Source organism: Brevibacillus nigriterrae, from assembly GCF_049846925.1.
In the GTDB taxonomy this organism is placed as follows: domain Bacteria; phylum Bacillota; class Bacilli; order Brevibacillales; family Brevibacillaceae; genus Brevibacillus_H.
Genome location: NZ_JBNCMT010000044.1, coordinates 16,845 through 40,994, shown reverse-complemented (window position 1 = coordinate 40,994; position 24,150 = coordinate 16,845). Strand labels below are relative to the sequence as shown.

Annotated in this window: 20 protein-coding genes; 14 read left to right on the top strand and 6 right to left on the bottom strand. The window is 44.9% G+C overall.

What is annotated here, in order from left to right:
- Positions 1 to 2,667 (top strand): S-layer homology domain-containing protein (locus ACPW7N_RS23810; protein ID WP_425654019.1); only part of this gene is annotated, 2,667 nt, incomplete at its 5' end.
- A gap of 72 nt (positions 2,668 to 2,739) precedes the next feature.
- Here ACPW7N_RS23810 and ACPW7N_RS23805 read toward each other — a convergent pair.
- From ACPW7N_RS23805 to ACPW7N_RS23795, 3 genes are all read right to left on the bottom strand, one after another.
- Complete coding sequence (locus ACPW7N_RS23805) at positions 2,740 to 3,453, bottom strand: helix-hairpin-helix domain-containing protein (protein ID WP_425654018.1); 714 nt, start codon at positions 3,451 to 3,453, stop codon at positions 2,740 to 2,742.
- Positions 3,454 to 3,613: 160 nt separating this feature from the next.
- The gene (asnB, locus tag ACPW7N_RS23800; protein WP_425654017.1) at positions 3,614 to 5,539 is read right to left on the bottom strand and encodes an asparagine synthase (glutamine-hydrolyzing); all 1,926 of its coding nucleotides are present in this window, start codon (positions 5,537 to 5,539) and stop codon (positions 3,614 to 3,616) included.
- Positions 5,540 to 5,654: 115 nt separating this feature from the next.
- A complete protein-coding gene (locus ACPW7N_RS23795) occupies positions 5,655 to 6,059 on the bottom strand; it encodes a deoxycytidylate deaminase (RefSeq protein WP_425654016.1) in 405 nt (134 codons plus the stop codon).
- Between the two features lie 150 nt (positions 6,060 to 6,209).
- Between ACPW7N_RS23795 and ACPW7N_RS23790 the strand changes: the two genes are divergently transcribed.
- The 4 genes from ACPW7N_RS23790 (at position 6,210) to holA (ending at position 11,620) form a co-directional block, all read left to right on the top strand.
- Positions 6,210 to 8,630 (top strand): DNA internalization-related competence protein ComEC/Rec2, encoded by a 2,421-nt coding sequence (locus tag ACPW7N_RS23790; protein ID WP_425654015.1) that lies wholly within the window; start codon positions 6,210 to 6,212, stop codon positions 8,628 to 8,630.
- A 143-nt stretch (positions 8,631 to 8,773) separates the two neighbouring features.
- Positions 8,774 to 9,319 carry an RNA polymerase sigma factor gene (locus ACPW7N_RS23785; RefSeq protein WP_425654022.1) on the top strand — a complete coding sequence of 182 codons (546 nt, stop codon included), beginning with the start codon at positions 8,774 to 8,776 and terminating at the stop codon, positions 9,317 to 9,319.
- The gene (locus tag ACPW7N_RS23780) at positions 9,319 to 10,293 is read left to right on the top strand and encodes an anti-sigma factor family protein (protein WP_425654013.1); all 975 of its coding nucleotides are present in this window, start codon (positions 9,319 to 9,321) and stop codon (positions 10,291 to 10,293) included. Before ACPW7N_RS23785 ends, ACPW7N_RS23780 begins: the two co-directional genes overlap by 1 nt.
- A gap of 289 nt (positions 10,294 to 10,582) precedes the next feature.
- Positions 10,583 to 11,620: a DNA polymerase III subunit delta gene (gene holA / locus ACPW7N_RS23775; RefSeq protein ID WP_425654011.1), complete on the top strand. Its 1,038-nt coding sequence runs from the start codon at positions 10,583 to 10,585 to the stop codon at positions 11,618 to 11,620.
- 34 nt (positions 11,621 to 11,654) lie between these two features.
- Here the strand turns inward: holA and rpsT are convergent, their stop codons facing one another.
- Entirely contained in the window at positions 11,655 to 11,921 is a 267-nt protein-coding gene (gene rpsT, locus ACPW7N_RS23770; protein WP_425654010.1) for a 30S ribosomal protein S20, read from the bottom strand.
- A gap of 278 nt (positions 11,922 to 12,199) precedes the next feature.
- Here rpsT and gpr point away from each other — a divergent pair, with 278 nt between their 5' ends.
- The 8 genes from gpr to ACPW7N_RS23730 all read left to right on the top strand — a co-directional run bounded on the left by gpr (position 12,200) and on the right by ACPW7N_RS23730 (position 20,982).
- On the top strand, positions 12,200 to 13,306 hold the full coding sequence (gene gpr, locus ACPW7N_RS23765; RefSeq protein ID WP_425654007.1) for a GPR endopeptidase: 1,107 nt from the start codon (positions 12,200 to 12,202) through the stop codon (positions 13,304 to 13,306).
- A gap of 138 nt (positions 13,307 to 13,444) precedes the next feature.
- Positions 13,445 to 14,629 carry a stage II sporulation protein P gene (gene spoIIP, locus ACPW7N_RS23760; RefSeq protein ID WP_425654006.1) on the top strand — a complete coding sequence of 395 codons (1,185 nt, stop codon included), beginning with the start codon at positions 13,445 to 13,447 and terminating at the stop codon, positions 14,627 to 14,629.
- 6 nt (positions 14,630 to 14,635) lie between these two features.
- On the top strand, positions 14,636 to 14,944 hold the full coding sequence (locus tag ACPW7N_RS23755) for a DUF3679 domain-containing protein (protein WP_425654005.1): 309 nt from the start codon (positions 14,636 to 14,638) through the stop codon (positions 14,942 to 14,944).
- A 193-nt stretch (positions 14,945 to 15,137) separates the two neighbouring features.
- Positions 15,138 to 16,106, top strand: coding sequence for an ABC transporter ATP-binding protein (locus ACPW7N_RS23750; protein WP_425654004.1), 969 nt, complete (start codon positions 15,138 to 15,140; stop codon positions 16,104 to 16,106).
- A 53-nt stretch (positions 16,107 to 16,159) separates the two neighbouring features.
- Positions 16,160 to 17,131: an ABC transporter ATP-binding protein gene (locus tag ACPW7N_RS23745; protein WP_425654003.1), complete on the top strand. Its 972-nt coding sequence runs from the start codon at positions 16,160 to 16,162 to the stop codon at positions 17,129 to 17,131.
- 95 nt (positions 17,132 to 17,226) lie between these two features.
- The gene (locus tag ACPW7N_RS23740) at positions 17,227 to 18,882 is read left to right on the top strand and encodes an ABC transporter substrate-binding protein (RefSeq protein WP_425654002.1); all 1,656 of its coding nucleotides are present in this window, start codon (positions 17,227 to 17,229) and stop codon (positions 18,880 to 18,882) included.
- Between the two features lie 181 nt (positions 18,883 to 19,063).
- On the top strand, positions 19,064 to 20,068 hold the full coding sequence (locus ACPW7N_RS23735) for an ABC transporter permease (RefSeq protein WP_425654021.1): 1,005 nt from the start codon (positions 19,064 to 19,066) through the stop codon (positions 20,066 to 20,068).
- A gap of 14 nt (positions 20,069 to 20,082) precedes the next feature.
- The gene (locus ACPW7N_RS23730) at positions 20,083 to 20,982 is read left to right on the top strand and encodes an ABC transporter permease (RefSeq protein ID WP_425654001.1); all 900 of its coding nucleotides are present in this window, start codon (positions 20,083 to 20,085) and stop codon (positions 20,980 to 20,982) included.
- A 31-nt stretch (positions 20,983 to 21,013) separates the two neighbouring features.
- Here the strand turns inward: ACPW7N_RS23730 and ACPW7N_RS23725 are convergent, their stop codons facing one another.
- Positions 21,014 to 21,814 (bottom strand): alpha/beta fold hydrolase, encoded by an 801-nt coding sequence (locus tag ACPW7N_RS23725; protein WP_425654000.1) that lies wholly within the window; start codon positions 21,812 to 21,814, stop codon positions 21,014 to 21,016.
- A 135-nt stretch (positions 21,815 to 21,949) separates the two neighbouring features.
- Here ACPW7N_RS23725 and ACPW7N_RS23720 point away from each other — a divergent pair, with 135 nt between their 5' ends.
- Entirely contained in the window at positions 21,950 to 23,035 is a 1,086-nt protein-coding gene (locus ACPW7N_RS23720) for a M24 family metallopeptidase (RefSeq protein ID WP_425653998.1), read from the top strand.
- A gap of 84 nt (positions 23,036 to 23,119) precedes the next feature.
- Here ACPW7N_RS23720 and ACPW7N_RS23715 read toward each other — a convergent pair whose 3' ends face one another.
- Positions 23,120 to 24,082: a coiled-coil domain-containing protein gene (locus ACPW7N_RS23715; protein WP_425653996.1), complete on the bottom strand. Its 963-nt coding sequence runs from the start codon at positions 24,080 to 24,082 to the stop codon at positions 23,120 to 23,122.
- Positions 24,083 to 24,150: the final 68 nt, after the last annotated feature.

Here is a 24,150-nt window from a genome sequence, read left to right as displayed (position 1 = left end):
ACCAATACAACCGGCAAAACAGCGAGCATCAGTGTGACGGTGGATGCTGAAGCGGTGACGACAAAGGACATCACAGCGGTGGCGAGCTTGCCAGCGATCACAGGACTTGCGAACGGAACAGCCAAAACAGCGTCAGCCCTGGGTCTGCCAGCACAAGTGAAAGTATCCTTGAGCGACAACAGCAAAATCAATGTAGACGTGAACTGGGATGTAGCGAGCACGATCTACAATCCAGCAACAAAAACAGCGCAAACTTTCACAGTAATAGGAACACCAGTGAATCTACCAAACGGTATTACCAATAGTCAAAATCGCACTGCCAGTATTCAAGTATCCGTAAAAGCGGCAGACGTTATAGAGGTTCCAAAATACATCGTCGAGGTCATCAATCCTTCGGCTATCAAAGATGTAGCGAATGGAACCAAGAAAACAGCGTCAGCCCTTGGATTGCCAACGCAAGTGGAAGTCACATTGAGCGATAACAGCAGAATTAATGTAGACGTAAGCTGGGACGTTGCGGATTCCAGCTATGACCCGGGCAATAAGGAAGAACAGAAATTTACAGTAACAGGAACGCTGGTGAATCTGCCAAACGGTGTAAACAATAGCCAAGGACTGACTGCAAGTATTCGCATCACTGTAAATGCCGCAGATGTAGTTGAAGTACCTAAAGACATCGTTGAGGTCATCAATCCTTCCGCTATCAAGGATGTAGCGAACGGTACCAAGAAAACAGCGGCTGCCCTCGGTCTTCCAGAAGTGGTGAGTGTCAAACTGGATGATGGCTCTACCATTGAGGTAGAGGTAAGCTGGGATGTAGCAGATTCCAGTTATGACCCAAGCACCGAGGAAGAGCAGACCTTCACTGTAACAGGTGAGCTGGTTAATCTCCTAAAAGGTGTTACCAATAGTCAAAATCTCGAAGCCAGTATTCGTGTCACGGTAGAAGGGGCAGATGTAGTAGGGCAACCAAGAAACATCGTTGAGGTCTTCGATCCATCGGCTATCAAGGATGTAGCGAACGGTACAAAGAAAACAGCGTCTGCTCTTGGTTTGCCTGAAAAGGTGAAAGTCAAACTGGATGATGGTACAACCATCAAAGTAGAGGTAAGCTGGGATGTAGCAGATTCCAGTTATGACCCGGACAATAAGAAGGAGCAGAGGTTTACTGTAAAAGGAACGCTAGTAAATCTCCCTGATGGTATTGAAAACAGTAAGGAGCTTAACGTTACCATTCGAGTGGTTGTCGATGCGGCACCTAAGCGTGACAATGACAGGGGTAAGGATAGGGATGAAAGGCCAAATACAAATGACAGCTCCACGCCTAAAGAAACCGCACGCTTCGTAATTGTGGAAGCAGGGAATGACCGCTCATTAATGGAGCAGGTTGAGATTATTCGAAAAATGTCTGCGGATAACAAACAGGTGGATGAAGTCGTTCTAAACAAGAACAAGGCAAACGATATCCTGAAAAAAGTGGCGAAAAATAAAGAAGATGCGATACGAATTGTTATTGACGATTTACCCAAAGATGCTGCCGATGAGGTGTCGGTTAAAGTAGCAAAAGCAGCACTTGGCTTGATAAAGGAGCAGAATGTTTCTATTGAGATCAAGACAAATGATGTGACAATTACCATCTCAAAAGAAATGGTTGGGACATTGGGTAATGAACTGTACTTCCGGATCGTACCGATCAAAAAACCGGAAGAGGAACAGAGTGTGAGTAAACGAACCATAAATGAAGTAAAGCGTGTGGCGGGTGGACAGGATATACAGATTGTCAGCAAGCCCATGATGATCGAAACCAACTACAGCAATCTTCGGACGAAAGTCATGTTCCCTCTGGATGACGTCAATCTGCCAACCGAACTTACGGCGCAGCGAGCCTTCCTTTCCTCCTTGGCTGTTTATGTAGATCATATGGATGGAACTAATGAACTCAAGAACGGAGAAATCCAATATGATCAGAATGGAAAACCCATTGGAATCGAGATTGAGATCGACAAATTCAGCACGTTTACGATTCTTTCTTTAAAAGGAAAGCAAGAAGTTGTTCATCATCAATCGTATATGATGGGCTATTCCGATTTGACCTTCAAGCCTAACTCTGCGTTGACAAGAGCGGAATTGGCATCAATACTTGTTCACTTTCTAAATGCAGTAGATACTCAGCAGGCAGGGGAAGTGGAAACAAGTTTTGCCGATGTGCATGCGAATCATTGGGCAGCAAAATCAATTCAGCAAGTAAGGAACGCTGGTCTGATGATGGGGGATGGAAATGGATTATTCCATCCGAATGCCAAAATAACCAGAGCTGAGATGGCAGTAATCATCTCGAAATGGAAGAAGCTCACAATACCAGGAAAAGGAACTGTCTTTTTCGACATCAAGGGTCATTGGGCAGAAGAGAGCATAATGGCTGTGGCGGAGTCGGGAACGATGAAAGGGTATGATGAAAGATCATTCCGACCGAATCAAGGGCTTACCCGAGCTGAGGCAGTAACTTTGTTCAATCGATTGACAAATAGAGGTCCGATCTCAGGTGTCACGGTAGAAATTTGGACGGATGTTCCAAGAAGCCATTGGGCGTTTGCCGAGATTGCAGAAGCGACAATGCCCCATACAGCTACTAAGCAGGTAGATGGAACAGAATTCGTGAGTGACTAATTAAAAGAAGAGTTGAATAGCTGGTATCTGTGAGAGGCGCATGCAAAATCATGCGCCCTCGCTATTTTTAAATTATAAAGTAACTTTCTCCTTGATCTTTTCAAACATCTTGTCCCCGATACCTGTAACTTCAAGAAGTTGTTCCACGCTTTTAAACCCTCCTTTTTTCTCCCGGAAGGTTAGTATCGCTTTGGCTTTCGCTTCACCTATACCAGGCAAAGAAAGCAGTTGATCCAGTGAAGCCGTATTGAGGTTAATTTTATCGCTTCCAGATGACGTATTTGACGGAGATGGTGATAAAGGTTTACTTTGAACTTCTCCGCATGGTAAGGGGAGTGAGCTTCCTAAAGAGGTCTTGTCTGTTACAGAAGGCACCCAGACAACCATGCCGTCACTTAGTGGCAATGCCAGATTGACCCGATTTCGATCCGCATCAGGGAGAAATCCCCCCGCACGTAAAATTATATGATGGACTCTCTCATTGGAAGAAAAAGAATAGATGCCTGGCTGCTTTATTTTTCCTTTCACATCAACGAATAGCTCTTTTGCAGATTTGCCTGGACTCTCAGGCTGCTCAAGGAAATTGGATGAGAGTGTTTCTGGTACTTGAATCTCAGAGGCGGAAGGTTGCTTCGTCTGCTCAGAAGCGTATGCAGGGGTTTGGAAAGGAATAGACGGTTCGATATCAGTTGAGCCAGGGTAAAAAAGGAAGCTAAGAGAAAGAAAAAGTAATATGACTATGGCCAAAATAAAGACACGGTATCGTTCCCACAATGCAAATAGCATTTGAATGCCACCTCCAAAATTTCATCTAGGATTTGTTAGAAGCTTTGCTATAGTTCTAGTTCTAGCCTAGAAAAAGACAGAGGGAAGAGCAAAAAAATTTCAAAAAAAAAAGAAAGCACCTTTGAAAGTGCCTTCTATTTTTTGAAAGTAATTAATGGAATTAGCCAATATGCTGGAGTTCTGATTTTTTTCTTCTCAGTTGTACATTCGGGCTCACGTAAGGGCCAAACGAATGTTTTTGTTCAATGAAGATTTGATGCCAGAGCATGAAGACCAGAATCGTCCAGATTTTTCGGCTGTAATCAGCATGACCTTCCCGGTGTTCATCTAGCATATAGAGAACGTATGCTTTATTGATCAGATGATCTACCTTTGCTTCAAATATAATTTCTTTTGCCCACTGATAGAATTGCTCTTTCAGCCAATGGCGAGTTGGAACCGGGAAGCCCAATTTAGGACGAGTTTTGATTTCTGCAGGCAGGAAATCTTTCATCGCTTCACGCAGTACGTGTTTGGTTGTTCCGTTGGCAATTTTGTATTTCGTCGGGATGGTAGAAGCAAATTCGAATACTTTTGGATCGATAAATGGAACTCGAAGCTCCAATGAATTTGCCATCGTCATCTTATCGGCTTTCATCAGGATGTTCCCGCGAAGCCATGTATGAATGTCAAGATACTGCATTTTGGTCACGTCATCATAATGGCTTGCTTTTTTATAAATCTCGTTGGTAATTGTCCAAGGAGAGCGGTAGTTGCCAGAATGAAGAATATCTTCCATGACAACCCGTTCTTTCAATTCTTCACTGAATATTAATGCGTTACCGAAGAATCGCTCTTCTACCGTCTTGGAACCACGGATCAGGAAGTTTTTGCCCTTCACCGTATCAGGAAGCTTCTCAGCGATGCTGCGCAGCGAGCCTTTCATCCAGGAAGGCATGTAGGAGAACATTTTCAGGGATTGTGGCTCACGATAGATGTTGTAGCCTCCAAAGAACTCATCAGCACCTTCACCGGAGAGAACCACCGTAACGTGCTGACTGGCAAGCTCTGCAACGAAGTACAAGAGAATCGCTGAAGGGTCAGCAACCGGTTCATCTTGATGCCAAATCAGTCGAGGAAGCTCTTCCATGTAACGGTCTGCTGTAATCACCAGTTCATGATGTTCTGTACCTAGGTACTGGGCGGTACGTCTGGCGTAGTCGAGTTCGCTGTAGCCCGGAATGTCAGAGCCTACAGAGAATGTTTTAACCGGTTCAAAGGTTTTCAACATGGAGACGATACTGCTCGAATCAACGCCACTGGAGAGAAACGCACCACGAGGCACTTCACTTACCCTATGTTTGTCAACAGACTCTATCATGATTTCTCGAGTGCCTTCGACGAAATAGGAGAATGGCTTGCTCTCGTCCGGTTTGAATTCCACTTCCCAATACTTTGTCACAGTAATCTCATCATTCTTGATCACGAAGTAATGGGATGGCGGGATACGATAGATTCCTTCGTACATCGTATTTGGATCAGGGACGTACTGGAAAGTCAGATAGTGATAAAAAGAAGTTTGATTCACTTCTCGTTTCACATTAGGACACTCCAGCAAGCTCTTAATTTCACTTCCAACTGCGATGGAATCGGCTGTTTGTGTATAGTACAACGGCTTAATTCCGAAGTGATCTCGTGCGCCAAACAGGATTTGCTTCTTGCGATCCCAGATGGTGAAGCCGAACATCCCTCTCAGATGCTTGGGAGCATCAAATCCGACTTCTTCGTATAAATGCAAAATGGTTTCAATGTCGGAGTCGGTCTCAAATTGGTGACCACGATCCTTTAACCAGTTTTGCAGCTCTTTGTAGTTATAGATTTCACCGTTACCGATGATGTACATGTCCTTTGTTTCATTGAATAAAGGCTGATGTCCGCCTTCTACGTCAATAATACTCAAACGGCGAAAACCTAATGCGATATGATCTTCAACATGAAAACCGTCATCGTCTGGACCACGGTGGAGAATGACATCTGTCATTTTCTGAATCGTCTCAGGTTGGACGGGGATATGCCTCTTATTGTAGAGTGCTACTATTCCACACATATGAATAACTCTTCCTCTCACAAAAATACACTATAGCTTAATCTATCACGTATTACCTACCAGTGCAATCCAACCGGCGGAAGAGAACCATCTCACAAAACATGGGGCAAATCGTCTATTTATAATGAACCCATTCCATTGGTTCAATGAAATGTTTGTTAAATTCATTATTGTAGCCATGTTTGAAAACAACCTTGATGACACCCGCCTGGTTCAGTCGTTTGGTGCAGTTTTCACAAGGTTCATGAGTGACATATGCTGTTGCCCCGTTCAAATCATCTCTTCTCGCATGCAAGATCGCATTTTCTTCTGCGTGCAATGTGCGAATACAACGACCGTCCTTTAATAGACAGCCAACTTCTGTGCAATGAGGATGACCGTGGATGGAACCGTTATATCCAGTAGAAACGATACGGTTTTCCTTGACGATCACACAACCTACCTGTAGTCGGTTGCACGTTGCTCTGGTAGCTACTTCATCTGCTAAATCCAAATAGTATTGATCCCATGATTTTCTCATCTCTCCAGATCACCTTTTTCTCTATTTTTTTATATTTTGTCAGCCGAAAATGGTGAAGTCAACAGGACGTATGGACTTACCCTCTTTTTTTGTCCCTCGTATGCACGATACGCTTACAGGTAGATTTTGGCGTGAAGGGAGGGGGGAGCGTTGGGGTCATTTGTACTTCCGGTATTTCCGGCAAGCGTTGCTTTTGCCATTGGTCTATGTCTCGGAGCTTATGTGAATCTGTTGTGGATTTGTTTAGAAGTTTTCCTGCTCATCTTGTTTTCTCACCTGTTCTCATTTACCCCACTCCAAAAATGCCGAGCGTTCCTTCTGGTTATTCTGGTTGCTTCAGGATACTTTCAGCTATATGACGCTTTGCATGAGTCACAGCTGAAAAAGGTTGTCGATGTTGGAAAATCACTCGTGCTCACTGGCGAGATTGACACAAAGGTAAAACGAGATGGGGATACTGTTTCTTTTACCTTGAGGGTTGCCGATGTAAAGGATCATCCCTTGATCAGAAGACAAGGGGTTTTCGGTTTTTTCTCTCCTGATGAGAGAATTGTAGTAAGACTAAAGCTTACAGAAGAGGAACAAATAGAGGAAGTGAACAAGTGGTTCATCGGTGATGCCGTGACCGGAAAAATGGATGTTTCACTGCCAGAACCCGCCAGAAATCCTGGTAGCTTTGATTATCGGTCGTACTTGCGGTGGCAGGGGATTCAAGTGGTTGCAAACACCACATTTCAGCAAATTGAGGTTATCTCCAATCCCAAAAGTCTGTCAGGCTGGTTTGATCGCAGGCAAACAAAGGAAGGAGAGCTATTAGTCCAAATCTATCGAAATCCAGAAGCAGCCGGCTATATGAAGTCACTTCTGCTAGGAATTCAAACCGATATTACACCTGCACTGACGGATATCTATTCTCGCATGGGACTTCTGCATGTACTAGCCATTTCCGGTCTTCATGTGACATTGGTTTCCTCTGGATGGCTATGGATTTTGAGAAGGGTGGGAGTGACCGGAGCATTCAGTTTTTGGCTTACATGCGCTTTTTTGTTGGGTTACGTCTGCTTAGTCGGAGCGAGTCCTTCTGCCGTCCGGTCGGGGATTATGGGAGGAATCGCATTATTTGCTATTCAATTTCGTCACAAAACTCCAATGACCACGAGTTGGGGCTATACGCTTTTGTTCATGCTGCTCATGAATCCGTACCAGTTATGGCAGGCGGGGTTTCAGCTTTCTTTTGCTGTGACACTTGTTCTGGTCATCTATGTTCCCATGCTGGAGTTGCTGAAAGGCAAGATTGCCCGATGGATTTATACATCTATTTCAGTCGCTATCGTTGCTCAAATGGCGTCTTTTCCCATCATTATTTACTGGTTTCATCAATTTTCCTTGTTATCGTGGCTTATTAATTTGATCTATGTACCAATCATATCCTTTGTGATTCTTCCTGCGGGTTATGTATCATTGATTGTGGCACATGCGCATCCAGGGCTCTCTTATTTCCTGACCGAGACCAACACATGGATTCTTGATGTATTGCATGATTGGTTGCAGAAGGCTGATCAAATCTGGATTCCCTTTCACCATTGGCGGCAGCCTGGCTGGTGGTGGTATTTGCTGTACGGGGCAATCTGTATCGGTATTCCATTTCTTTGGATTCGAGGCTATCATCGGATTCGAGATGTTAGTCTTTACATAGTCTGTATTATCCTCCTTCTATTCGGTTTGCATCAGCCATTTACAGGCAATCAGCAGGTGCGAATTACCTTCCTTGATGTTGGACAGGGAGATTCTATTATTGTCGAGATTGGGAAGAAGAAAGTATACTTGATTGATGGCGGGGGGACATTTCAGTCTCCACAACCAACCTGGAAGAAGAAGCGGGACCCGTTTGAGGTAGGCAAAGATACGGTCTTGCCCTATCTCAGAAGTCGTGGAATTGAGCGAATTGATACGCTTGTCATGACTCATCCCGACAATGATCATGTTGGTGGACTTGAATCGATTCTTCCCTTTTTACAAATTGAGAGAGCGTTTATAAACACCGATACACCCAAAGAAGCCGAACAAAAGATTCTTGACTATCTTGGACAAAAAAACGTACCCGTTTATACAAGTTCCTACCCGGTACAGTGGGAAGATCAGCCTGGAGTTCAGTGGTCGTGGTTGTCTCCCGTTGCTGCGCCAAATGAAAAAGAGTTGACAGGAAATGATGCTTCTGTCGTATTGCTACTATCAGCATACGGCAAGCGCATATTATTTACAGGCGATCTGGAGCGTACTGGGGAGCAGCAACTGATAAGAAGGGGTGGACTCCCAGTCGTTGATATTTTGAAAGCAGGGCATCACGGAAGCAAAACCTCTTCATCCCAAGAACTGTTGGATGCTGTTTTACCCAAGACAGCCGTTATTTCTGTTGGCAGGCAAAATCGCTACGGTCATCCGCACGAGGAAGTTCTTGAGAGATTTTCAGCAATGAAAACAAAAGTGTTTCGAACTGATGAAGAGGGGGCAATTACAGTGGTAATTTCACCCGAAAGCATTGAAATGAAAGCTTATCTTGACGATAACTAAACGTACAGAGGAAGTTCGAAAAGAACGAACTTGTCCTCATTTTTTTCTTGTCATTTTGTGCCAGAGAAAATTCCAGAAAATTAATCAATAAGAGGTGCAACTTACCGTCACTTCTTCACGTCAGAAGGGAGGAGATGAGCAAAATGGGAGGAGATGAGCTGATTCGTAAAGCTCAGCGCGGGGATCGTGAAGCCATGATAGAACTGCTTCGATCCATTGAGAACGTAGTGTACCGCACAGCCTATTACATTTTGGGTAATGAACAGGACGCACTGGACGCCTCTCAAGAAGCGCTGATACGAATCTACCGAAAGTTGGATACATTTGAGGAAAAAGCCAAATTCACGACATGGGTGCAGCGTATTGTCACCAATCTCTGTATGGATAAGTTCCGAGCCAGGAAGGAAACGGTGTCGATTGATGAACATGAGCTGACCTTGGTTGATAAATCGAACGTGGAAGAGGAGATTTTGCTAACACACCTGTCAAGTGACATCAAAGTAGCGATTGATAAATTGCCGCCCCATTACCGAAGTGTGGTTGTGCTTCGTTACCTTGAGGATTTTTCTTATCAAGAAATTGCCGAAACATTGGAATTGCCGTTAAATACGGTCAAGTCATATTTGTTTCGAGCCAGGCAGCAGCTTCAAGAACATCTTCATGACTACCAGAAAGGAGGGATAGGGTGATGAATAGAGCAGATTATATCGATTTGATCCAGCGAGATCTTGACGGTGAACTGAGTCTAGTTGAAAAAGAAATGTTAGAGCGAAAACTTCAAATCGATCCTGAACTGCAATTAGTTCACTCACGTCTGTCCCGTGTCTCGGATAGTCTGGAACAACTGCCAAAGGTAACACCTCCTTTTAGTCTCGTTGATTCCATACTTCCTCAATTAGAGATGGATTTGCCGTCTCCTGAACCCGCAGCCGCCAAAGCACAACCTAGCATTGTAAAATTGCCTCGTCTAGAGAAGAAGGGTATTGCAGCATCAGTGGAGTCGTCTAAATACAAACTTCCTGCATGGCTGGTAAAAGTATCAAGTGGGGTAGTTGCAGCTTGCTTGATGTTTGGGATGTACACGATGGCACACAAGGCGATCTTGTCAGATCAACATGACAACAGAAATGGCAATGGAGACGTGCAGCAAGTGAATGTAACAAAGGAGCCACCTTCGAAGCAAGACCCTGTGGAGGAGCAAACTCCTACCGGAAAGGAAACGACGGAAACACCTGATCCCGACACGACTCAAACGAAGCCGCCAGAAACACCGGATCAGTCTGCCGTTGTAAAAGAAAATCCGCAAAATCCATCCTGGTCGAATCAATATAGAAAAGTGGACGACAAGGACAAGGGGAAAGACAAAAATAAGGACAAAGACAAGGGCGAGGATAAAGATAAAGGCCAAGGAAACAGCAAAATAAAGGATCCGAAGACGGGCAAGGCCGTTCCGCCGAATGATGACAAAAAATCTGCTTCTGAGAATGCAAAAAATCAAGGCAGTAATGGCAAAAATGCGAATTCAGTTGGGACAAATGAATCCGAAAAAGGAAATGGGAAGAACAAAGACAAAGAAAAAGATAACGGAAAAGATAAAGACAAAAATAACGGCAAAGACAAAGATAAGGAAATAGACGATGATGAAGCCGAGGTTGATGAGTAGCATCATCATGCAATGATCATTTCATTCATTCTGGTTCTTTCATTTTGAAGCTAAGTTCGGAAAAATAAATGTGTTTTTTGATCAGCACCGATCAAGTAGCGGATGCATATGATGCAGTATCAAGCACCCCCTGCTTACCGCTTAGGTAGAAGGATTCCCGGGGCTTTTCCCTAAGCGTTTACATAAAGGTGCATATAGACGAAAAAGCCGTGGCCGCTCGCTACGGTTTTTTGCTTGGTCCAAATCTGATATAATAGCCAGGATACCGAGAATAAAGGAGGCTGCACCAATGCCATTACGTGCGGCTGTTAGGGAGATAAAAGAGAAACGGTTCGCTCCGGTTTACCTGTTGTACGGGACTGAGAGTTTTCTGATGGAAGAATTCATTGCATTTGCCCGTAACGCAATGATCGCCCCTGATTATGCTGATTTGAATGTAAGTGTATACGACTGTCAGGAGACGCAGTTAGCTGCTATTTTGCAAGACGCAGAGACATTTCCGTTTCTGGCTGATCAACGAGTTGTCATCGCGCAGAATGCTTTTTTCTTAACCGGAGCAAAACCACCGACCAAAGTCGAGGTGGAGCCGGAAGCGTTGCTTCACTATTTGGACGAGCCCCCAACCTACACATCCTTGTTTATCACGGTTGATGCAGACAAATTGGATGAACGAAAAAAGCTGGTTAAGACGCTGCAACAAAAAGCGGTCACGATTCCGTTCCAACCATTGCGAGATACCGAACTGTACGCTTGGATTGAGAGGCGTGCACAAAAGTATAAGCGTGTCATAAAACGTGATGAGGCGATCCTCCTGGTGGAGTATGCTGGCAGCAATCTTCGTCTGCTGGATAAAGAGATTGAGAAGATGTCCCTGTATGTGAATGAAGAAGAGGGAATCATTCACCGAGATGTGATTCGTATGTTAGCGTCGAGGACATTGGAGCAGGATGTCTTTGCCTTGATTGAAGCAGTGGTTAGCGGAACCTTGTCAGAGGCATTTCGAATTTTGTATGACATGACCAAGATGGGCGAAGAACCAATCAAACTCTTGGCACTGTTTGCGCGCCAGATTCGCATGCTGCTCCATGTAAAAACATGGGCACCCAGAGGGTACTCTCAGCAGCAGCTTGCCACCATGCTGAAAGTTCACCCCTTTGCGATCAAAAAAGCCATGGAGCAGTCGAAACACTTCGAAGAGGAAGGGCTTAGACGCCTGTTGCATCAACTGGCGGAAGAGGATTACCGCATGAAGTCGGGACAAGTGAACAAGCAATTGGCAATCGAGTTGTTTATCACCAGAGTCGCGCAAGAAAAGAAAAACCCATGAACGAGTGTTCATGGGTTTTGTTCATTTTCATCCATTACGCTACAAGAGCGTTGAGCTTTTTCATCAAGCGGGATTTCTGACGATTTGCTGCATTTTTATGGATAAGTCCTTTAGTAGCAGCCTTGTCCAATTTCTTAACAGCTACTAAAAGAGCAGTTTTTGCAGTTTCCACATCGTTAGCTGCTACAGCTTTCTCAAAGCTCTTAACTGCAGAACGCAGGTCAGATTTTTGGGATGCGCGTTGAGCACGACGTTTCTCGATTGTTTTCGTACGCTTGATCGCGGATTTAATATTTGGCATCAGTGTCACCTCCTTAAATCAATTAAACGGTCATAACCGTTTAATTATTGACCGCTTCCGGTCCCATCCAAGTTTTTCACGAAAAATGCCGAAACATTTTTCACAGAAAAAGCAGTGGAAGTACATAAATACAACAAATCATATTCTAGCACTTCGACAACCTGAATGCAAGAAAGGAATTCGAATAAAAATCCCAGTTTCATGCAAGCTAATAGTAACTTATACCAAAAGCGGGTTGAGGTCTGATTCGACTTGCGATATTTGAAGGAGGGTTTTGCATGTCTGATCTGCATAATGTTGACCTGTCAGGATATTCCATACGTACGGATTTGGCAGTTGAGGCTCATGAACTGCTTACCGAGTCCGAGGCCGCATTACCAGGCGGTTACCACATTGAAGAGGATAATCAACAACCGGGAATCAAGGTCACTCGGGTCAAAGTACAGACAGAAGAAGCAGGGCGTCAGATTGGCAAAATGCCTGGTCGCTATATCACAATTGAAGTTCCCAAGCTGCGAGATAACGATACAAAACTCGAAGATGACGTAATGAGACGCTTTGCCAAGGAGTTCAAGCAATTCCTCGAACAACTGGGGTTAACCGAGGATAAAAAGGCGCTCGTCATTGGTCTTGGTAACTGGAATGTAACACCGGATGCACTCGGCCCCATGGTTGTTGAGAATCTGTTGGTGACAAGGCATCTGTTCGAATTGGCACCCGAGACGGTTGAGGATGGTTATCGGGAAGTAAGCGGTTTGTCTCCCGGCGTTCTCGGCATCACGGGAATTGAAACTAGTGAAATTGTGTTTGGAGTAGTAGAGAAGAGCAAACCTGATTTCGTCATTTGCGTTGATGCATTGGCATCACGGGCACTCCATCGGGTCAATACTACCATCCAGATTTCAGATGTAGGCATCCATCCAGGTTCCGGTGTAGGCAACAAGCGAAAAGCCATTGATAAAGCAACCTTGGGTATCCCGGTTATCGCCATTGGTGTCCCGACTGTCGTTTTTGCAGCGACCATTGTCAATGATGCGATCACCTATTTGCTAGGACATTTCGGGCAATCCATGCAAGAAAACAACCGGGCTTTCAACAAGCTGGCAATGAGCAGTGTCCCGGAGCGCAAGGAACCGTATAGCGAAGCGGATCTGCCAAACATGGAAGTGCGCCAAACCTACATGGGATTAATCGGTCAATTGCCAGAAGAAGAGAAACTTCAACTCATCCATGAAGTGCTCCAGCCGCTTGGACAGAATCTGGTAGTGACACCCAAAGAAGTGGATGATTTTATGGAGGGTATTTCCAACATTATTGCGGAAGGCTTAAACATTGCACTGCACCGTGTTGTCAGTGAAAACAATGCGGGGTCCTACACACACTAGTCAATCTAGCTCTTTGGAATCTGGTAAGACTCAAATCTAAAAAACTAGCATTTTTTTCGGGCTGCTCGTTCTATTCATTTTTGCTTCGTCATAGGTATGTGTTAGAAGCACTGAGACGAAGCAAGAGGAGGGATAGAGTTGGCAGCCCTATTACAAAGACATTTCGCTATTCTATCGCTTGGTACTGCTCTTTTATTTATTTGTACAGCTTTACTAGCGAATCAAACAAGCAGGGTAATGTTTACTTCACCCACGGTTCAAATAGCGACTTCCAATATATCAAGTCTGGCTCTACTACAGGTGATGAGTACAGAAATACCGGTATTGGGTCAAACGGTTCAAGCACCTGAAGGGCCAGAAAACCGCACGCTAACTAGTTTTCTCCTTCGGATTGCCACAGGAATTCATGCGGGGGACTTACGTAGCCTGATGGGGCGCGAGCTTCCGGGGCTGTTGACGTTTCAGGATGCGAGAGTCATTGTACCAGGGCAAGGGTTTGTGTTGGACGACCTGTATATTGAGTCTCCGGCGCCGCCGGGAATTAAGGATGTTGTAATCGACGAGGGTCCTGCTGAGCCAGCCAGCGATCCAAATGAAGAGGAACCGGCAGATACAGTAGATAATCCCCCCATGTATCCAACAACAGGCACAAAAAAAGTCGCATTTGTCTACAACACGCATAATCGTGAATCCTGGTTAAGTGTTGCCAAGATGAATGAAAAAACCAGTTCTGTCGATCATCCGTCCGAAAACATTTCGCTGGTTGGCAAGCGGTTTGCTGAAGCATTGGAGGACAAGGGCGTCGGTACGATTTTTAGCAATACTGATTTTTATCAGCAATTGCTTGATCAGAAAAAAAGTTACCCACTTTCCTATGCTCAATCACTCAAGGCGATTCAAGCAGCAAAGCAGGATAATAAGGAGATGAACTATTTTTTTGATCTGCATCGTGACCACAAGTCTCGTGAGAAAACAACGGTTACGATCAAGGGAAAAACCTATGCAAGATTAATGTTTGTCATTGGTACACGCAATAAACACCACGAGCAAAATACCGCATTTGCCAAGAAGTTGCATGAACTGATGGAGAAAAAATACCCCGGACTCTCACGTGGTGTCGTGGCCAAAACGGAAAATGAAGGAAATGGGGAGTATAACCAATCGGTATCTCCGGGCAGTCTGTTAGTAGAAGTTGGCGGTACGGCGAATACGATTCCCGAAAGTTACCGTGCTGCAGAAGCGCTTGCAGATGTTTTTGCAGAGTATTACTGGCAAGCAGAGCGAGTCACGAAAGAACCCCCCACTCAACCTTCCAAGAGGTGAAATGTCTTGAACCTGACACTGAAGTTTATGGGCATGCTGATGATCCTGCTTGTTGGGGTTGTGTTGGGACTGCAAACAGCCGAGAGAGGTATCAATAAAATTGACGGTATTCCCGATCAGAAGCCGCAAACTTTTTATATAACCAAGGTAGATAAAAGTGAAGTGGAAATCGCTTTAATGGGTAAGCAAGTGAAGACGAAAGCACCCAACCAAATGGTCAACTATATGAGTCAGACAGGAGAGTCAATTGGTTCAATCGTTCGTACAGGCACCAAAAGTGTCATAGATTGGCTCGCACTATTTTTTCAACCGTAAAACCCATATATATCAATAAAAATAATCCTTGCAAGCCATATTTTTGGATATGAAAAATATGGAAGTCTAGGATTATTTTTTGTTTGTTATCAATATTTAGAATTTATTATGTTGCCAAAAAATTACGTTAATGGCATAATGATCACAGTTAGTCCTACTTCAACCGATTGATTCAAAGAGAGAGGTGCGCTACTTGACTCAGTCTATTCTTGAAATAAATAAACTTCGGACACACTTTTTTACAGACCGAGGAGAAATTCCCGCAGTCGATGGAATTGATTTATCGATCAATAAAGGCGAAATTCTCGGAATAGTCGGTGAATCAGGTTGTGGCAAAAGTGTAACTTCATTATCCGTCATGCGACTCATTCCTTATCCACCTGGCAAAATTGTTGACGGAAGCATTCGATTCAAAGGGGAAGACCTGGTAACAGCCAGTGAAAAACGGATGAGAGAAATTCGTGGAAATGAAATAGCGATGATTTTCCAGGAACCTATGACTTCCCTGAATCCAGTGTATACAATCGGAAATCAAATCGGAGAAGCAATTCGAATACATACGAAGGTTAGCAAGAATGAAGCACGCAAACGTTCCATTGAAATGTTGCGCAAAGTCGGGATTCCTCGAGCCGAGCAAATTGTGGATGAATACCCGCATCAGTTGTCTGGAGGGATGCGCCAGCGTGTAATGATCGCAATGGCAATGGCATGTAATCCTGAGCTTTTGATAGCAGATGAACCAACAACTGCTCTCGACGTTACGATTCAGGCACAAATTCTCGACCTGATGAGACGACTCAATGAAGATATGGGGACAGCCATCCTGCTGATTACGCATGACCTTGGTGTCGTTGCAGAGATGTGTCACCGTGTCATCGTTATGTATGCAGGCAACGTTGTAGAACAAGCGGATGTGCGGACGATTCTAAAAGATCCCAAGCATCCCTACACGATCGGATTGATTAATTCCATCCCGAAAATTGAAGAGGACCTGGACCGACTCTACTCGATTCCAGGCAATGTTCCGATTCCGGGATCTCTAACTGTAGGCTGCCGTTTCGCTCCCCGTTGTGAACATGTAACGGACAAGTGTCGAAGCCACATGCCCAAGCTAACCGAAGTAAGTGAAGGTCACTTAGCTCGCTGTTGGTTGCACCAATAAGCAGATAGATAAATCTTTCACTTATTTCTATCGATCCAGAAAGGAGCATGCAAGTGGCAGAAGAACTTCTTACAGTCAAAAACCTCAAGAAATACTTCCCGATCACTGGCGGTATTTTTGCCAAGGAAGTGGGGCAAGTAAAAGCAGTAGACGATGTTTCCTTCAGTGTGAACAAGGGAGAAACATTAGGACTCGTTGGCGAGAGCGGCTGTGGTAAATCAACGACGGGCAGATCCATTCTTCGGTTAATTGAACCTACAGCAGGTGAAATTGTATTCGAGAATAAAAATTTGATGAAGATGGGCGGAAGTGAACTCAGACAGATTCGCAGAGACTTGCAGATCGTCTTTCAGGATCCCTTCGCTTCCTTAAATCCTCGTCACAATGTTGAGAAGATTCTGGAAGAACCGTTAATCGTACATGGAATTGGCAGCAGCAGTGAACGGGTGAAGCGAGTTCATGAACTGCTCGAGGTAGTCGGTTTGTCCAGCTATCATGCTAAACGATATCCGCATCAGTTTAGCGGTGGTCAGAGACAGCGGATCGGAATCGCCAGGGCTTTAATGACAAACCCCAAATTAATCGTAGCGGACGAGCCTGTGTCTGCACTTGATGTGTCCATCCAGTCTCAAGTACTTAACTTAATGCAGGACCTCCAAAAAGAATTTGGGCTTACATACCTATTTATTGCTCATGACCTTAGTGTAGTTAAGCATATAAGTGATCGTGTAGGGGTAATGTACCTCGGCCGGATGGTTGAGTTGGCAGATAAAACTTCACTGTATGCTGATCCGAAGCATCCCTATACACAAGCATTGCTTTCTGCTGCACCGAACCCAGATCCTGACATCAAGCGAGAGCGAATTATTTTACAGGGTGATGTGCCCAGTCCGGCCAATCCGCCATCTGGCTGCACATTCCACACCCGCTGTGCCCAAGTAATGGACGTATGCAGAAGTGAAAGACCTGTATTCAACAGTGTTGGAGACAACCACTTCGTTGCATGCCATTTATACAACCAATAAGGGAGCGTGCCATGCACCTGATAAAGGGGTGATGTTTTCGTAAAGCTAACTAGCCTTTTATCAAATATTTAAAGATCCAAGGGGGAGATTCATTCATGAAAAAGAAACAAGTGCTTGGAACAGCGCTTACTAGTGCAGTAGCTGTTTCAATGGTTCTCACTGGTTGCGGTGGTTCTCAACCAGCTCAAAAGCCTGCCGAAACTCCGGCTCAAACAACTCAACCTGCGGCTGAACCTGCGAAAGCAGGGCCTAAGAAGTTAATTTATGCTCGTGGCGGCGATTCCGTATCGCTTGACCCGATTGCCGTTACAGACGGTGAGTCTTTCCGTGTAACTGACAACGTGCTTGAAACATTGGTGAAATACAAAGAAAACAATACGGAAGTTGTTCCTGGTCTTGCGGAGAGTTGGGAAATTGCTCCAGATGGCAAAACCTATACATTTAAACTTCGTCAAGGAGTTAAATTCCATGACGGAACGGACTTCGATGCAGAAGCAGTTGTGTTCAACTTCGAACGCTGGATGGATCCGAACAACCCGCTTCACCAAAAAGGCAAATTTGAATACTACAACGACATGTTTGGTGGCTTGAAAGGCGATGAAGGCCATGTTATCGACTCTGTCAAAGCTGTCGACAAACAAACGGTTGAATTCAAATTGAAGCGTCCTGTATCTCCATTCCTGAACAACCTTGGTATGTCTACCTTTGCGATTGCTTCTCCGACAGCGTTGAAAGAAAGCAAGGACAAATTCGGTGAGAAACCAGTAGGTACTGGCCCGTTCAAGTTTATTGAGTGGAAGCGTGAAGACTCTATCACTCTCGAGAAAAACCCTGACTATTGGAACAAAGGACTGCCTAAACTTGATCAGGTGGTATTCAAGGTCATTCCAGACAACTCTGCTCGTTTGACAGCGCTGATCAACGGAGAGGTTGACGTGCTCGAAGGTATGAACCCGGATGATGTTCAATCTGTGAAGGAGAACGCAGAGTTGCAACTACTCACTCGTCCTTCCATGAACGTTGGTTACCTCGGCTTTAACGTAGAGAAGAAGCCATTGAATGACCCGAAAGTTCGTCAAGCGTTGAGTCATGCAATCAATAAAGCTGGTATCATTGAAGCGTTCTTTGCAGGAATGGCGCAACCAGCAACCAACCTGCTTCCTCCAAGCCTCTGGGGCTACAATGACAGCATCCAGGATCGTGAATACAACCTGGATAAAGCAAAACAATTGTTGGCTGAAGCAGGCTATCCAAATGGTTTCAAATTAGAGTTCTTGGCAATGCCAGTTGCTCGTCCATACATGCCAAACGGTCAAAAAATTGCGGAAGCCATTCAACAGGATCTCAAGAAAATCGGTGTTGAAACGAAAATCGTCAGCTACGAGTGGGCGACTTACCTGGAAAAAACCAAAAATGGTGAGATGGAACTCTTCTTGCTTGGTTGGACGGGTGACAACGGTGACCCAGACAACTTCCTGGGAACACTTCTTAACAAAAACAACATCGGTGGTAACAACCGCTCCCGCTATGCAAGCGAAGAAGCTAGCAAAGTGTTGATCGCAGCACAGTCTGAGCCAGATCAAGCAAAACGCACAGAGCTTTACAAACAAGCACAAGAAATCATCTTCAAAGATGCACCATTGGTACCGATGATCCACTCTACACCACCACTTGCAGCAAAGAAAAATGTTGTAGGTTATGTACCACACCCAACTGGATCTGAAAGTTTGGAAAATGTAGAATTACAATAGTTTTGCCTTAATAGCTACCAGAGTCAGGGGTAAGATGAGGTCCTCTCCTCTTCTTGCCCCTCTCGCTTTAAAAGAAGAATTTTTGTTGGACCCCATCCGACGACAGCGATAGCTACAGTCGGGTGGGAAAAAATACATAGCTATCTTGTTACCATTTGGAGAAGAAAGTGAGGCGCTTGACTTGCTAGCCTACACCATTCGTCGCATTCTTATGCTTATCCCCGTACTAATCGGAATGTCAATCATCGTATTCTCCATCATTCATGCCATCCCAGGGGATCCGGCACAGATGATTTTGGGGGAAAAAGCAAGTCCTGAATCAATTGCTACACTCCGAGCACAATTGGGTTTAGATAACCCGTGGTACATTCAATATTTTGATTTTATCAAAGCTGTTGTTTCAGGTGACCTTGGACAATCGCTATTGACCAAAGCGGCTATCTCAGATGAAATCCCACGCTATTTGGCAGCGACAGCAGAATTGACAGTAGTCAGTATGTTGATAGCTGTGTTCATTGGGGTGAACGCGGGAATTATTTCTGCATGGAAGCAGAATTCCTGGTTTGACTACATTTCTATGCTTGTCGCACTGATTGGTGTTTCTATGCCTGTATTCTGGCTTGGTTTGATGGAACAGTGGTTTTTTGCACAAGAATTAAAGTGGCTACCATCTATTGGACGTGACAATCCGCGTGATCCTGTAGAAGCAATCACGCACTTCTATATAATCGATACCATCTTGCAAAGCAGATGGGATCAGTTCAAGGACGTAGTGGAGCATTTGATCCTTCCTGGCATTGCTCTTGGAACCATTCCGATGGCAATCATTGCTCGTATTACTCGTTCTTCCATGCTTGAGGTGATGCGTTCCGATTACATTCGCACCGCGCGTGCCAAAGGCTTGGGGCAATTCTTCGTGGTGTACAAGCATGCACTCAAAAATGCTTTTATCCCTGTTTTGACGATTATCGGTTTGCAAACGGGGTTGCTCTTGGGTGGTGCCATTTTGACTGAAACGATCTTTGGCTGGCCAGGGGTAGGACGCTACATTTATACAGCGATCGGAAACCGTGATTATCCGGTCATTCAGTCAGGCATTCTGGTCATAGCCACGATTTTCGTATTGATCAATCTAATCGTCGACTTACTGTATGCGTATGTTGATCCGCGCATCAAATACCGCTAAGGAGGAATTAAGACATGGCAGAACTTGCACCAAAAATTGAACCTGCTATAGCCACTCCGTCAGTCGAAAAAGTCTCCTCACCATGGCGAGATGCGTGGAAGACTTTTCTCAAAAATAAAATGGCGATTGCCGGCGTAGCGATTATTATCTTCTTTGTCCTGATTGCGATCTTTGCTCCGGTTATTACTCAGTATCCTTATGACGAAGGTAATCTGATGGACAAGAACAAGCCGCCTTCTGCGGAACATTGGTTTGGCACCGATTATAACGGGCGTGACCTGTTCACACGTGTCATTTATGGTGCTCGCATTTCCTTATGGGTAGGGACATTCTCCGTACTCGGTTCCATTGTTGCAGGTACATTCCTCGGCTTGTTGGCAGGATTTTACGGCAGATGGGTTGATATGTTGATCTCTCGCTTTTTTGATATCATGCTTGCGTTCCCGAGTATTCTTCTTGCGATTGCCATCGTATCCATTCTCGGGCCATCACTGTCAAATGCGTTGCTTGCCATAGCCATCATAAACATTCCGACTTATGGGCGACTGGTTCGCTCCAAAGTATTGAGTTTAAAAGAAGAAGAATACGTCATGGCGGCACGGGCGATGGGGATGAAGGATTCTCGCATCTTGCTTCGCCACATTTTACCGAACAGCATTGCTCCTGTTATTGTTACGGGGACACTCGGTATCGCCACGGCGATTATTGAAGCAGCGGCTCTTGGGTTCCTTGGACTGGGGGCACAGCCACCAGAACCGGAGTGGGGAAAAATGCTTGCGGATTCTCGTGAGTATATTCAAAAGGCTCCGTGGACGGTTATTTTCCCAGGTCTGTCGATCATGCTTACAGTGTTAGGTTTTAACCTGATTGGAGACGGATTGCGGGATGCCCTCGATCCACGGATGAAAAACTAATCTTCGGTAAGTAAACAAGCAGCCCTTTTCCTTAGACAGGAAGAGGGCTTTTGACAGTTGGAGAAACATTTTTCTCCACAAAGGGTCGCAGGATGGAATGGAATTCGACCGGTTTTTTGGTAACGATCTGATGACTGACGTCAGGGATCATGTGTAGAGTCGGGTGTTGCAGGTTCTTTTCAAGGATTCGGGCATACTGGTGCATCAGATCGTCTTTCTCACCGTAAAGCAGAGCGACAGGTACAGTAATCTGCTGGAGTAGTTCCGTACAGTGATAATGATGGCCAGCAAGGTACAATTGATGAAGGGTATGGGGGTCTGTACGTTCTGCATGACGGGTCCATTGAGTACGGAGAGTAGAATCTTCTAGATGGCCCGAGCTAATGGATCTGGCAAGTACATGTATCCCGTTCAGTGCGGCTAGTGATTGGGCTATGACAAACTTGCTGTGAAGATAGAGATTGCTGACCTCGGAGAAACTGCCGATGAGAATGGCACAGCTAGCTTTTCCGGGGTAGCGCAGGAGATAGTCAAGCACAATGGAGCCGCCTTGAGAGTACCCGCACAGGCAAAACGACTCTAGTTCCAATAAAGTAATCAACTCATCTAGGTCATCTGCAAGCGTTTGCATAGTTAATTCACCACGTACAGGAGTGCTGGAGCCGTGTCCTCGCAAGTCGGGAATGATCAACCTGAATTCATTCGCAAGAGGTAGCTGAAAATGAAAGTTAACATGTCCAATCAGAGGAGCATGAATGAACACAATTGGTTTCCCTTTCCCTTGATCCAGATAGGACATCACGGCCACATCCCGCAATCGAATTTGTTTCATTTTTTTCACCTCATCCACTATTATTGGGTAGAGGGGCGGGAAAACTTGCATTTGATCTTCTCTTTTTACAGAAGTCGTGTTATTCTCCCCAAAGAAGCTGTTTTTCCATCCATTGGCAAAGGTTAGGTGAACCACATGTCTCGCATCAATCAACTGTATACGTACATGGAAAATACGCAATTAGATGCTTTGATCGTTATGTTACCGAAACATGTCTACTATTTGACCGGGTTTTACAGTGATCCACATGAACGTTTTATGGGGCTGGTACTGGTTAGAGGGGAAGAGCCTGCTCTGATCGTCCCGGCACTGGATAAAGAGGCAGCATACGCAGCTACAAAAATGGAAAATATCTTTACGCATACAGATACGGACAATCCTTACGAGGTTCTTCGGAAGGTGATTCCTTCTACGTGCAAGCGGATTGGACTCGAGAAGGATTATGTAACGGTCAATCGATACGAAGCCATGCGAAGTGCACTGGATGTTGCCGAGATGGTCGACATTGAGGAGCCTCTGAAAAAAATGCGCATGATCAAAAGTCCGGAAGAGGTTGTTCGGATCAAAAAAGCGATTGAAGTCATCGAAGAAGTGCTGAGAAGAGGCATTCAGAAAGTTCAGGTTGGGGTAACCGAAATCGAGATCGTTGCAGAACTCGAATACCAGATGAAAAGATTGGGTGCGGAAGGCCCTTCCTTCTCGACAATGGTGTTGGCAGGAGAAAAATCTGCACTACCTCACGGCAAACCGGGTGATCGGAAAATCCAGGCTGGTGAGTTGCTGCTGTTTGATCTCGGTGTGTACATGAATGGGTATGCCTCTGATATCACTCGCACATTTGCTGTCGGTGACGTAAATGATCAGCTAAAAGAGATTTATCACACCGTACTTGCCGGAAATCTCGCCGGGCTGGAAGCAATTCGTCCAGGGGTGACACTAGCAAGTGTCGATCTTGCTGCTCGTGACGTGATTGCTTCCAAAGGATATGGGGAATATTTCATGCATCGATTGGGCCATGGATTGGGTCTGGATGTTCATGAGTATCCATCGATTCATTCCGAGAATATGGATCTGCTCCATGCAGGCATGGTCTTTACGGTGGAGCCGGGGGTATACGTTTCTGGAACAGGCGGTGTAAGGATTGAAGATGACGTTCTCGTTACGGAGAATGGTGTAGAAGTCCTGACTACTTTCCCGAAAGAGTTAACGGTAATTGGATAAAAATCATGATGGCTCTCGCCTTGTGCGGGAGCTTGTTTTTTTTCGAAAAAGAAAAAATCCAGTCGATAAAGAGACCAGATTTCATTACTGTCTATTTAATTGTTCTACTGCTGTTTCAACATGAAACAGTCGTTTATTCAAGGCAGCAATTTCATCGTCTTTTCGATCTAATTTTTTGTCAATTCGAATGAGCATGCCCATAATATCCTTTGGCTGATTATCTTCCAATCGCAGAACGGCCTGCTTTATTTCTTCCTGACCGGCTTCCAGTCGTTGAATGCTTTGTTCGAGGTTATCCTGTCTCTGATCCATACGTTGGAAGCCTTGTTCAAGGTTACCCTGTCGTACTTCTAGTGATTTAATACCCTGTTCGACGTTGTCTTGTTGCACTCCGAGCGATTTCATCTCTTGCTCAAGAGTATCCTGCCGCTGTTCCATACGTTGGAAACCCTGTTCAAGATTGCCCTGTCGTACTTCTAGTGATTTAATACCCTGTTCAAGGTTGTCTTGTCGTACCCCTAGCGATTTCATCTCTTGTTCAAGAGTATCCTGCCGCTGTTCCATACGTTGGAAGCCCTGTTCAAGGTTGTCTTGTCGAACTCCAAGCGATTTCATCTCTTGTTCAAGAGTATCCTGCCGCTGTTCCATACGTTGGAAGCCCAGTTCAAGGTTGCTTTGTCGAACTCCAAGCGATTTCATCTCTTGCTCAAGAGTATCCTGCCGCTGTTCCATACGTTGGAAGCCCTGTTCAAGGTTGCTTTGTCGAACTCCAAGCGATTTCATCTCTTGCTCAAGATTATCCTGCCGCTGTTCCATATGTTGGAAGCCCTGTTCAAGGTTGCTTTGTCGAACTCCAAGCGATTTCATCTCTTGCTCAAGATTATCTTGCCGCTGCTCAAGCCGATGAATGCCTTGCTCTAGCTTATCCTGCCGCTGTTCCAATCTTTCTTGACCTTGCGCTAGCTTCTGCTGACCGTCTTTTACAATGGTAACATCGGAGTGCAGTAATTTAATTTCATCAAGAATTTGTTCCAAAATTTTCTCCAACAACCGAACACCTCACTCTCACTTACAAGTATACAAGATGATAGAGCTCTTTTAAAATTTTTATCAAG

What these genes read in the sequence shown, in the direction of transcription:
- ACPW7N_RS23805 (WP_425654018.1), bottom strand. Translation starts at nt 3,453, where the DNA reads ATGCTATTTGCATTGTGGGAACGATACCGTGTCTTTATTTTGGCCATA.
- asnB (WP_425654017.1), bottom strand. Translation starts at nt 5,539, where the DNA reads ATGTGTGGAATAGTAGCACTCTACAATAAGAGGCATATCCCCGTCCAA.
- ACPW7N_RS23795 (WP_425654016.1), bottom strand. Translation starts at nt 6,059, where the DNA reads ATGAGAAAATCATGGGATCAATACTATTTGGATTTAGCAGATGAAGTA.
- ACPW7N_RS23785 (WP_425654022.1), top strand. Translation starts at nt 8,774, where the DNA reads ATGGGAGGAGATGAGCTGATTCGTAAAGCTCAGCGCGGGGATCGTGAA.
- ACPW7N_RS23780 (WP_425654013.1), top strand. Translation starts at nt 9,319, where the DNA reads ATGAATAGAGCAGATTATATCGATTTGATCCAGCGAGATCTTGACGGT.
- holA (WP_425654011.1), top strand. Translation starts at nt 10,583, where the DNA reads ATGCCATTACGTGCGGCTGTTAGGGAGATAAAAGAGAAACGGTTCGCT.
- rpsT (WP_425654010.1), bottom strand. Translation starts at nt 11,921, where the DNA reads ATGCCAAATATTAAATCCGCGATCAAGCGTACGAAAACAATCGAGAAA.
- gpr (WP_425654007.1), top strand. Translation starts at nt 12,200, where the DNA reads ATGTCTGATCTGCATAATGTTGACCTGTCAGGATATTCCATACGTACG.
- ACPW7N_RS23740 (WP_425654002.1), top strand. Translation starts at nt 17,227, where the DNA reads ATGAAAAAGAAACAAGTGCTTGGAACAGCGCTTACTAGTGCAGTAGCT.
- ACPW7N_RS23730 (WP_425654001.1), top strand. Translation starts at nt 20,083, where the DNA reads ATGGCAGAACTTGCACCAAAAATTGAACCTGCTATAGCCACTCCGTCA.
- ACPW7N_RS23725 (WP_425654000.1), bottom strand. Translation starts at nt 21,814, where the DNA reads ATGAAACAAATTCGATTGCGGGATGTGGCCGTGATGTCCTATCTGGAT.
- ACPW7N_RS23720 (WP_425653998.1), top strand. Translation starts at nt 21,950, where the DNA reads ATGTCTCGCATCAATCAACTGTATACGTACATGGAAAATACGCAATTA.